General features: G+C 59.7%; 10 protein-coding genes. 3 read left to right on the top strand and 7 right to left on the bottom strand.

Annotated elements, in window-relative coordinates; genetic code table 11:
• A partial coding sequence (locus tag VGP75_RS09730; protein ID WP_526025507.1) for a riboflavin synthase occupies positions 1-308 on the bottom strand: 308 nt, incomplete at its 3' end.
• Positions 309-436: 128 nt separating this feature from the next.
• Between VGP75_RS09730 and VGP75_RS09725 the strand changes: the two genes are divergently transcribed.
• Together VGP75_RS09725 and VGP75_RS09720 are read left to right on the top strand one after the other, a co-directional pair.
• Complete coding sequence (locus VGP75_RS09725; protein WP_327543471.1) at positions 437-1,732, top strand: capsule polysaccharide biogenesis protein; 1,296 nt, start codon at positions 437-439, stop codon at positions 1,730-1,732.
• A 10-nt stretch (positions 1,733-1,742) separates the two neighbouring features.
• Positions 1,743-3,737 (top strand): capsule polysaccharide biogenesis protein, encoded by a 1,995-nt coding sequence (locus VGP75_RS09720; RefSeq protein WP_327543470.1) that lies wholly within the window; start codon positions 1,743-1,745, stop codon positions 3,735-3,737.
• On the opposite strand, the gene ribD is transcribed toward VGP75_RS09720, so the two are convergent.
• The 3 genes from ribD to VGP75_RS09705 all read right to left on the bottom strand — a co-directional run bounded on the left by ribD (position 3,734) and on the right by VGP75_RS09705 (position 5,865).
• Complete coding sequence (gene ribD / locus VGP75_RS09715; RefSeq protein WP_327543469.1) at positions 3,734-4,831, bottom strand: bifunctional diaminohydroxyphosphoribosylaminopyrimidine deaminase/5-amino-6-(5-phosphoribosylamino)uracil reductase RibD; 1,098 nt, start codon at positions 4,829-4,831, stop codon at positions 3,734-3,736. The genes VGP75_RS09720 and ribD overlap by 4 nt on opposite strands.
• Entirely contained in the window at positions 4,828-5,301 is a 474-nt protein-coding gene (nrdR, locus tag VGP75_RS09710) for a transcriptional regulator NrdR (RefSeq protein ID WP_110280060.1), read from the bottom strand. The genes ribD and nrdR overlap by 4 nt, the downstream gene beginning before the upstream one ends.
• A 159-nt stretch (positions 5,302-5,460) precedes the next feature.
• Complete coding sequence (locus tag VGP75_RS09705; protein ID WP_327543468.1) at positions 5,461-5,865, bottom strand: secondary thiamine-phosphate synthase enzyme YjbQ; 405 nt, start codon at positions 5,863-5,865, stop codon at positions 5,461-5,463.
• Here VGP75_RS09705 and VGP75_RS09700 point away from each other — a divergent pair.
• A complete protein-coding gene (locus tag VGP75_RS09700; RefSeq protein WP_327543467.1) occupies positions 5,860-6,087 on the top strand; it encodes a hypothetical protein in 228 nt (75 codons plus the stop codon). The two genes, VGP75_RS09705 and VGP75_RS09700, sit on opposite strands and share 6 nt — an antisense overlap.
• Here VGP75_RS09700 and VGP75_RS09695 read toward each other — a convergent pair.
• The 3 genes from VGP75_RS09695 to VGP75_RS09685 all read right to left on the bottom strand — a co-directional run.
• Positions 6,084-6,344: an HlyU family transcriptional regulator gene (locus VGP75_RS09695; RefSeq protein WP_327543466.1), complete on the bottom strand. Its 261-nt coding sequence runs from the start codon at positions 6,342-6,344 to the stop codon at positions 6,084-6,086. The two genes, VGP75_RS09700 and VGP75_RS09695, sit on opposite strands and share 4 nt — an antisense overlap.
• A 135-nt stretch (positions 6,345-6,479) precedes the next feature.
• A complete protein-coding gene (gene rpoD, locus VGP75_RS09690) occupies positions 6,480-8,459 on the bottom strand; it encodes an RNA polymerase sigma factor RpoD (protein WP_327543465.1) in 1,980 nt (659 codons plus the stop codon).
• A 130-nt stretch (positions 8,460-8,589) separates the two neighbouring features.
• A partial coding sequence (locus VGP75_RS09685) for a DNA primase (RefSeq protein WP_327543464.1) occupies positions 8,590-10,210 on the bottom strand: 1,621 nt, incomplete at its 5' end.

Here is a 10,210-nt window from a genome sequence, read left to right as displayed (position 1 = left end):
TGCCCCGACACGATATGCCCGCCAAGCTCATCGCCGACTTTCAAGGCCCTCTCAAGGTTCAGGCGCGTCCCGACAGACCAGCCGCCTACATTGGTCGCACCCACAGTCTCGGCGGAAATCTCAACATCGAACCAGTTCTGCGGAGCATTCCCCAGCGCCACCACAGTCAGACACACACCATTGCAGGCAATCGAGGCCCCGATATCAATGCCGGCCACGTCATAGCCGGTCCCGATCCGTGCGCGCAGGTCGCCGCGCTGTTCAACCTCAAGCACTGTGCCGATATCTGTAACAATTCCTGTGAACATAGCTGCGCGCCCCTTTTCTGCTCTGTCCTGACCTAGCGTTTCAGAGACGCTGCGGCAAGCCGGACGCTTGCCAGTAACGCCTATTCAGGTCAGTAAGAACCACAGGAAACCTTTCAATCAACGTGATTATGCAAGCTCCAAAGTCTTTTCTTTTCCTGCAGGGCCCACACGGCCCCTTCTTCCGCCAGTTGGGCCGGATGCTGCGGCATACCGGCGCCAAGGTCTGGCGTATCGGCTTTAACGCAGGCGATGCGGCCTTTTGGGGCCGTGCGCCGGGTTACATCGCGTTCCAGGGTGACCTTGGCACATGGCCCGAAACACTGGCCACGATCCTTCGGGACCACGCCATCACGGATATCGTGCTTTACGGTGACACCCGCCCCACCCACGCAGAGGCAGTGCGACAGGGCAAAGCCCTGGGCCTGCGCGTGCACGTGTTCGAGGAAGGCTATCTGCGCCCCTATTGGGTGACCTATGAACGTGGCGGCAGTAACGGTCATTCCCGCCTGATGGATATTTCCGTGGATGAAATGCGCGACAGGCTCGCGCAATCGGACGTCGACCTGCCCACTCCGCCCGCGCATTGGGGCGATATGCGTCAACATATCTTTTACGGCGCGCTCTATCATTGGTTCGTGATGTTCCGGAACCGCCGCTACCCCGGGTTCAAGCCGCACCGCGCCCTGCCCGTCCATCGCGAGGCATTGCTTTACACAAAGCGCCTTCTGCTGATGCCCTTCCTGCGCCTGCACCGGCGTTGGGCCACCCTGCGCATCAAGGCCGGCGGCTATCCTTATCATATCGTATTGTTGCAACTGGAACATGACGCAAGCTTTCAGGCCCATTCCTCATTCGCAACCATGCAGGACTTCATCGCCGAGGTGATTACGGGCTTTGCCAAAGGCGCGCCTGCGCATCACCATCTGGTGTTCAAGGCACATCCATTGGAAAGCGGGCAATCCCCCTTGCGGCACATGATCCGCACACTGGCAAAAGAACACGGAATCTACGGGCGGACGCACTACCTGCGCGGCGGTAAACTCGCGCAGATCCTTGGTGACGCGCGCTCAGCGGTGACAGTGAATTCCACCGCAGGACAGCAAGTACTCTGGCGTGGTATCCCCCTCAAAGCCTTTGGCACGGCTGTCTACAGCAAGCCCGAATTCGTTGCAGACCTGCCGTTGCCTGCGTTCTATGCAGCGCCCAAACGCCCCGACGCGCAGGCCTATCGCACCTATCGCCAGTTCCTGCTGGAAACGAGCCAGGTTCCCGGCGGCTTTTATTCCGCCTCAGGCCGGCAGCAACTCTTGCGTCACCTTGTCGATATGATGCTGCAGGACGCCGATCCTTACGATGCCCTGCTGCGGCAACAATCGCAGGCAAGCCCGCCTTTGCGCGTTGTACAGCGCGGACCGCTGCAATAGCTTGCCGCCGATGACACAGGAAAAATGCCAGAACCTCTACGTCTACAATGGCGGCTTCCTGACCAAAGGACGCGTCCGGCGGATTGTGGAACTGGCCGGATATGACATCAAGATCGGCGCACCGGGTGACGGGGATCTTGTCGGCGTCTGGGGGCACAGCCCCACATCCCCGCGCGGTGAAGCGGTGGCCGCAAGGCGCAATGCACCCATCCTGCGCGTCGAAGACAGTTTTTTGCGCTCTGTGGGGCTGGGACGCGACGGCGCGCCGCCCATTGGACTGAATATTGACCGCAGTGGCGTGCATTTCGATCCTGCAACTGAATCTGATCTGGAACTCATCCTTGCCGAAGAGCCTTTGGACGACACCGCCCTGCTGAACCGTGCCCGCGCCGGGATCGAGATACTCAAATCGGGGCATCTGTCAAAGTACAACGCCTTTGATCCGGCTCTGCCCGTCCCTGAGCCGGGCTATGTTCTGGTGATCGACCAAAGCCGCAAGGATGCGTCGGTCACAGCATCAGGCGCGGACAGTAATACCTTCCGCGAGATGCTGTTCTATGCGCAAACCGAATTCCCCAACGCGCAGATCCTTATCAAGTCACATCCGGAAACCGCGGCAGGGCACCGCAAAGGGTATTTCACCAAGAAAGACACAAACGCACGCATTGCGCTTGCTGATGACAACCTGTCGCCTTGGGCGCTCTTGGAAGGTGCGATTGCCGTCTACACGGTCAGTTCGCAGCTCGGTTTTGAAGCCATCCTTGCAGGGCACAAACCTGTCGTCTTCGGCCAACCTTTCTACATGGGCTGGGGGCTGACGGATGATCGCAAACCGCTGCAACGCCGCCAACGCAACCTGACCCGCGCGCAGCTTTTTGCAGCGGCCATGATCCTCTATCCCACGTGGTACGATCCGTTCCACGACCGCTTGTGCAGCTTCGAAGAGGCCGCCGCGACACTCGCTGCCGAGGCACGGGCATGGCGCGATGATTATCGGGGCTGGGTCGCCGCCGATATGCGGCTATGGAAACGCAGGACCCTGCAGGATTTCTTCGGGCGCCCCAAGCCTGTCAAATTCCTGCGCGGCCCCAAGGCAAGCCATAGCGCCCGCGCCAAGAACCGTCGCCTGATGCGCTGGGCCAGCACCGGGGCACAGGATGCGGCGCTGGTCGAGGACGGCTTTCTGCGCTCCCGCGGACTGGGTGCCGATCTGATTGCGCCGCTCAGCCTCGTTCTGGATGATCAGGGCATCTATTACGACGCCACGCGGCCCAGCCGATTGGAAACGCTGCTCAACGCCGCGGATGATCTGAGCGACCATGAACGCGCACGGGCGGCAGCATTGATCGAACGGATCACCGAGGCGCGACTGTCGAAATACAATCTTGCGGCCAAGGCGCTGCCAGATCTGCCCAAAGGCCGCCGCATCCTTGTGCCCGGTCAAGTCGAGGACGACGCGTCAGTCATCCATGGCAGCAGCGAGGTGACCACCAATCTGGCCCTGCTTGAGGTCGTGCGCAAAGCAAATCCCGCCGCTGTGATCCTGTATAAACCTCACCCTGATGTCGAAGCAGGCCTGCGGCCCGGTGCGGTTGCCCATGCGGCGGAACTTGCCGATGTCGTGCTTGCGGGGACCGATCCCATCGACGCAATCGACGCGGTGGATGAGGTTTGGACCATGACCTCTCTTTTGGGTTTCGAGGCGCTTTTGCGCGGCAAGAAAGTCACCTGTTTGGGCACGCCGTTCTATGCAGGCTGGGGCCTGACCGATGACCGCGCCATGCCCGAGCCGCGCCGCCAAGCAAGGCTTGATCTCGCGGCTTTGGTGCATGGCACATTGATTACCTATCCGCGCTACCGCGATCCGGTCACGGGTTTGCCCTGCCCTGTCGAAGTGATCGTAGATCGCATTGAAAACAATGACTTACCAAAGCCCGGCATGTTCAACCGCAGCCTGGCAAAACTTCAGGGGGTTTTCGCAAGCTACGCGTTTTTGTGGCGCTAAACGGCTGGTGCGCGCGACCAGATGTGGCAGATATCCGGTCCCATGGGCCTCACGCTGTCCAAGGCAAAACGCGGTGCAGAGGCCAGACGATCAACCCCCATCGCCGCCAACATCGGCGTGCCTTCGGCCCCGATCGCGGCACCTGCGGAATAGACAATCAACTGATCCACCAGACCCGCGTTCAGCAGCGACGCGGCCAGCATGCCACCGCCTTCGCAGAACACGCGGGTCACACCCTGCGCTGCCAGTGCTTCCATCACCGCACGTGGGTCCACCTGGCCTGATGCCGTGGCACAGGGCAGGCTTTGCGCGCCCTTTGCCGTCCACTCGGTGACATCCGCTTCGGCCCCGTGACAAAGCCAGATAGGTACCTCATGTGCCGTCTGCGCAAGCTGGGCTGTGGCGGGGATTTTCATCGCGCGCGACACAACAACACGCACCGGTTGGCGCGAAATCCCCAGCCCCCGCACCGTCAAGGACGGATCATCTGCCCGCACCGTTCCCGCGCCCACCATCACCGCATCATGGCGCGCGCGGTGCATGTGCACATCGCGGCGCGCCTGAGGTCCGGTGATCCACTGGCTTTCCCCTGTGGCGGTCGCAATGCGCCCGTCGAGCGTGCCGGCCATTTTCAGCGTCACAAAGGGACGGTTTTGGGTGGTCCGCAGCAAGAACCCCGCATGATCGCGCAGCGCTTCCGCCTCGCGCACACCACAGTCCACGACAATCCCCGCATCGCGCAACATCCGGATGCCGCGCCCCGCGACGCGACTGTCAGGATCACCTGTCGCGACAACCACGCGCGCCACGCGCGCCGCAATCAGGGCCTGAGAGCACGGCGGTGTCTGCCCTTGGTGGGCACAGGGTTCCAGCGTGACATATGCGGTCGCACCTGCCGCCGCAGCCCCGGCCTGTGCCAGCGCGCGCGTTTCCGCATGCGGCCTCCCACCATCAGCCGTCCACCCGCGCCCGACAATTTTGCCCTCTTTGACAATCACGCAGCCCACAGCAGGATTGGGCCAGACACGCCCCATCCCGCGCCGCCCCAACATCAGGGCGAGCGCCATAAACCGGTCATCCTGGTGCTGGGTCACGTATCCAGATCGTCTTTGTGATCAGGGCGCAATTCGCTGACGAATTTGTCGAAATCGTCCGCCGCCTGGAAGTTCTTGTAAACACTCGCAAAGCGCACGTAGGCCACGGTATCAATCCGCGCGAGGCTTTCCATCACGATTTCGCCGATTGTGCCCGACGGGATATCCGTCTCGCCAAGGCTTTCCAGACGGCGCACGATGCCACTGATCATCTGGTCAATCCGCTCGGGCTCGACAGGGCGTTTTTGTAACGCGATCCGGATCGAGCGTTCCAGCTTGGGCCGGTCAAAGTCTTCGCGGCGGCCATTGGTCTTGATCACCACAAGGTCACGCAATTGCACACGTTCATAGGTGGTAAACCGTCCACCACAGGCCGGACAAAACCGCCGCCGGCGGATCGCCACGTGGTCTTCGGCGGGGCGGCTGTCTTTGACCTGTGTGTCAACATTTCCACAAAACGGGCAACGCATGTTCAGTCCTCATTCATTTGCGGGGGGCTACGACTGGTAGCGCGGCCTCACTTATCCACAGGCACTATATGAGCGCAGGTAGGTTTTGGGTAGGGGGGAAATGAAGCCGCAAGATGCAGGGCTGAGGTGTTGCTTTTGCGGCGCGGTTGACCAGTGCGCTCAGCCTAGATGCGCAATCACACGCCTTTGCTGCGGCCTGTCGCGGTGCTCAAAAAGATAGATGCCCTGCCACGTGCCCAAGGCCAGCCGCCCATCGGTCACAGGAATGCTCAAATGGGTCGGCAGCATTGCCGCTTTGATATGCGCAGGCATATCGTCAGGGCCTTCATAGGTATGTGTCAGATAGGCCATGCCAGGGTCGGTCGTGGGTGGCACCAGGCGCGCAAAGAAGTTCTGCAAATCCACCTGCACTTCGGGGTCTGCGTTCTCCTGAATAACAAGACTGGCCGACGTATGCTGGACAAACAGTGTCAAAAGGCCGGTCCCCTTGGCCCAGCTGGCCACTTGGCGGGTAAACTCATATAGGCCGGGACCGTTTGTTGCGATGGTGAACTGCGTTTGCATGGCGCAAGCATCGGACGGTACCACGCAAAGCGCAAGCATGGCTGTCAGAACAGATGCAACCGGCAGGCTACGGGCATCATCACTGTCTCAAAAGGCAGAAACATCCTTGCCCTGCGTGACCCGCTGGATAACTACCTGTTCAGTTATCTGCAGCCGCTCAAGGCCAAGCTTGCGCATGTGTACCCTGACGGGTTCTGGCCGCCCGAACAGGGCAGCGTTTAACGAAACAAACGATCACCCTGTTCGTCGATCACCTGTTTGGCCTTGGCCACAGAGGCATCCTCGGCCTGCTCTTTGGACTGCAACACATCGGCGCGGATCAGGTCATGCACCTGCCCGGCCTTCTCAATACGCGCGCCGATCCGCCAGCCATTGCTTGCTTTCTCAGGTGTCGGCGTGATGGCGCAGTCTTTGTAAGTTTCCGCAGGGGTCGTCTGCGTTGTCTTGCCGCCACCAAAGAGCTTGGAAAAGAGTGCCATAGAACCTCACCAGTTTTCCGTCAGCATAAACACCTCTCCGTGAAGTGAAAAGAGCGCAGGCCGCCAATGCGACAGGCAAAGAAAAACCCCACCGTGTTGCGCACGATGGGGCTTATTCTTAAACGCTGCAAAAGCCTACTGGTCGAGGAACGACCGCAGCTTCCGGCTCCGGCTTGGGTGCTTGAGCTTGCGCAGTGCTTTCGCTTCGATCTGACGGATCCGTTCGCGCGTCACGCTGAACTGCTGACCCACTTCCTCAAGCGTATGGTCGGTGTTCATGCCGATGCCGAAGCGCATGCGCAGCACGCGTTCTTCACGCGGTGTCAGCGACGCCAGAACCCGTGTCGTGGTTTCCTTCAGGTTCTCCTGAATGGCACTGTCGAGCGGCAGGATCGCGTTCTTGTCCTCGATGAAGTCACCAAGCTGGCTGTCTTCCTCGTCACCAATCGGTGTCTCAAGCGAAATCGGCTCTTTGGCGATTTTCATCACCTTGCGGACCTTTTCCAAAGGCATTTGCAGCTTTTCTGCCAATTCCTCCGGCGTCGGCTCGCGGCCGATTTCGTGCAGCATCTGACGACCTGTGCGGACCAGCTTGTTGATCGTCTCGATCATATGGACCGGAATACGGATCGTGCGCGCCTGATCCGCGATAGACCGCGTGATCGCCTGACGGATCCACCATGTTGCATAGGTCGAGAATTTGTAACCGCGACGGTATTCGAACTTGTCCACCGCCTTCATCAGACCGATGTTACCTTCCTGGATCAGATCAAGGAACTGCAGACCACGGTTGGTGTATTTCTTGGCAATTGAAATAACGAGACGCAGGTTCGCCTCGACCATTTCTTTCTTGGCCTGACGCGCCTCTTTTTCGCCCTTCTGGACCTGCTGCACAATGCGGCGGAATTCGGTGATATCGACGCCCACATACTGACCGACCTGCGCCATGTCGCCACGCAGCTCTTCGATCTTGCCGGTCGATTTCTCGATCAGCATCTGCCAGCCACGACCGGATTTTTCGGCCATGTCATCAAGCCAGTTCGGATCAAGCTCGCGTCCGCGATAGGCATCCACAAATTCACGGCGGTTGATACGGGCCTGATCGGCCAGTTTCACCATCGAACTGTCGATCGACATGATCCGGCGGTTGATGCCGTAAAGCTGGTCGATGAGCGCTTCGATCCGGTTGTTGTGCAGGTGAAGCGAATTCACCAGCTCAACGATTTCGGAGCGCAGTTTCTGGTATTTCTTTTCCTGCTTGTCCGAAAACGAGGAATCCTCGTTCAACGTGGCCGACATCCGCGCGTCCTGCATGTCGGACAAAGCAGCAAAATCGCGCGCGATCAGTTCAAGTGTCTCAAGCACGCGAGGCTTGAGTGCCGCTTCCATCGCAGCAAGTGACATATTGGCTTGATCATCATCATCGTCTTCATCGTCTTTGGCAATCGGGTTGCCATCGGCGTCAAGCTCTTGGGTCAGTTCTTTCTTTTCTTCGGACTGGCCAGCAGGGGCCGCAACGACAGGTTCGTCCCCATCTTCGCCCAACTGGTTGCCAAAAGTCGTTTCCAGATCAATCACATCGCGCAGCAAAATGTCTTCGGACAAAAGTTCGTCGCGCCAGATCGTAATCGCCTGAAAGGTCAGCGGGCTTTCACACAGCCCCAGGATCATCGTGTTGCGACCGGCCTCGATCCGCTTGGCAATCGCGATCTCGCCTTCGCGCGACAAAAGCTCGACCGAGCCCATTTCGCGCAGGTACATCCGCACCGGATCATCCGTGCGGTCCAGCTTCTCGGCCTCGGCCCCGCCCAGCGTGACCTCACGCGAACCCGCGACGGTCGCCAGAGCCGTGTTGCCCTGATTCTCTTCGGTCTCTTCGCTTTCTTCTTCTTCGGTGACCTGAATGCCCATTTCGGACAGCATCGACATCACATCTTCGATCTGGTCCGACGACACCTGCTCGGGTGGCAGAACAGCATTGAGTTGGTCGTAGGTAATATAGCCCCGCTCGCGTGCATCAGAGATCATTTTCTTGACCGCGGCTTGGCTCATATCAAGGCTGATATCACCGTCCTGGTCAGCGTCCTTGCGATCATCGTTGTCTTTCGCGGCCATGCGGAATGCCCTTTCGGATGCGTTATTTCGTGCCAAAGTGATTCGGCTGATTCGGTTAATTTCGAATCAACCTCGCATCGAGGTGATTCGCAAGCAGTTGACTTATTGTTCTTTGTACCTGTTGCGCAAACTACGACTTAGGCCGATCCCGCCCCTTTGCAAAGGAGATTTGCTCAATCAGTTGCGCAAATGCGCTTTTCTCTTCTTTCTTCATCCGAGCGCCATTCGCGCCGATGGCGTATTCGGCTTTGTCCTCATTGTCGCCGCGCCCTGCCTGATCCACCGCTTTGGTGGCCTGTGCAAGCCGCCACGTCAGCCCCTCATCCGCCACGCCACCAAGGTCTTCGACGGCATCTTCGATCTCTCTGGCGTGTCCGCGGCGTGCCGCAAGTTTGGCGAACTCTTCAGCAAGGCACAAACGCGCGATCTCGGCATCACCGCCCCGCCGCACAGCAGGGCTAATAGCCACGTGGTTCTGCGCGAAGAGTTTTTCAAGGGGCATCTCGCCCATCTCCTGGACAATGCACTGGCGTAAATCCTCTGCTCCAAGATGACGCAGAAGGCAGCCCTGCAGATCACGGTGCACCGGATCACGGCTGTCCATCTGCTCCAGTGCCGTTTCGAACTCGGGCGCAACAACCGGTGCCACAATCAGCGTGGCAAGGATGACCGCTTCACGCAAATGGTCCTGATCCGCCGCCCCCGCCGCCAGTGCAGAGGCGCGTGACGTGGCCACCGGGCTGATATCGCGCTTCCAAGGGTCAAGACGCGGGTTCCATCTCCCGCCCCCGCTCTTGCGCGCGGCGGGTGCTTTACGGTCGGAAAAGAGCGCCCAGCGCATGTCCTTGATCGCCTGCCCGTAATGGCTGCGGATCGATTGATCCTTGATCAGCATGATCTTCTCGCGCAGCGCCTTATCAAGGGCGGCCTTGCGCTCGGGGCTGTCGAAATTGCGGCCTTCGGTTTCGCGCTGCCACAAGAGCTGCACCATCGGGATCGCCTGATCGAGCAACTTCTGCATCGCACCCGCACCCTGCGCCTTGATCAGATCATCCGGGTCCAACCCCTCCGGCATCAACGCAAAGCGCAACGATTGCCCCGCCTCAAGCAGCGGCAATGCGATATCAATCACGCGCATTGCGGCACGCAGACCGGCGGTGTCACCATCCAGCGCGATAATCGGCTCGGGCGCCATACGCCACATCAGACGCAACTGGTCTTCGGTTATAGCTGTCCCAAGCGGCGCGACCGTCGCTGTAAACCCCGCCTCTGACAGTGCAATGACATCCATATAACCCTCGGCCACGACCAAAGGCTTGCCCTTGCCTGCCGCCTCGCGGGCGGGGCCATGGTTGTAGAGGCTGCGGCCCTTGTCAAAAAGCGCGGTCTCGGGGGAATTATAGTATTTTGCCGGATGGTTCGGGTCCATCGCACGACCGCCAAAACCAATGGCCCGCCCCCGCGCATCACGGATCGGAAACATGATCCGGTCGCGAAACCGGTTATAAAGGCCACTGCCACGATCGCTCTGCGCAGCCAGCCCCGCATCAACGATAAGCTTTTGGTCGATCCCCTTGCCCGAAAGCTGTTCGAGCACGCCACCGTTGGCCGGTGCAAAGCCGATCTCCCAGCGCGCCTGCACTTCAGGGCTCAACCCGCGCCGCGCCAGATAATCCCGCGCATCCGCAGCAACCCCCGTCTGCAACTGCAACCGGTGATACTGCACCGCCTGCTCCATCACATCGACCAGC

Origin of the sequence: Yoonia sp., from assembly GCF_036007805.1 — a bacterium.
Taxonomy (GTDB): Bacteria; Pseudomonadota; Alphaproteobacteria; order Rhodobacterales; family Rhodobacteraceae; genus Yoonia.
The sequence above is the reverse complement of the archived record's forward strand: the minus strand, read 5'-3'. Positions and strand labels throughout refer to the sequence as shown.

Bases quoted from the DNA above. Each gene is read 5' to 3' on its own strand.
- VGP75_RS09725 (WP_327543471.1), top strand. From the start codon at position 437: ATGCAAGCTCCAAAGTCTTTTCTTTTCCTGCAGGGCCCACACGGCCCC.
- VGP75_RS09720 (WP_327543470.1), top strand. From the start codon at position 1,743: ATGACACAGGAAAAATGCCAGAACCTCTACGTCTACAATGGCGGCTTC.
- nrdR (WP_110280060.1), bottom strand. From the start codon at position 5,301: ATGCGTTGCCCGTTTTGTGGAAATGTTGACACACAGGTCAAAGACAGC.
- VGP75_RS09705 (WP_327543468.1), bottom strand. From the start codon at position 5,865: ATGCAAACGCAGTTCACCATCGCAACAAACGGTCCCGGCCTATATGAG.
- VGP75_RS09695 (WP_327543466.1), bottom strand. From the start codon at position 6,344: ATGGCACTCTTTTCCAAGCTCTTTGGTGGCGGCAAGACAACGCAGACG.
- rpoD (WP_327543465.1), bottom strand. From the start codon at position 8,459: ATGGCCGCGAAAGACAACGATGATCGCAAGGACGCTGACCAGGACGGT.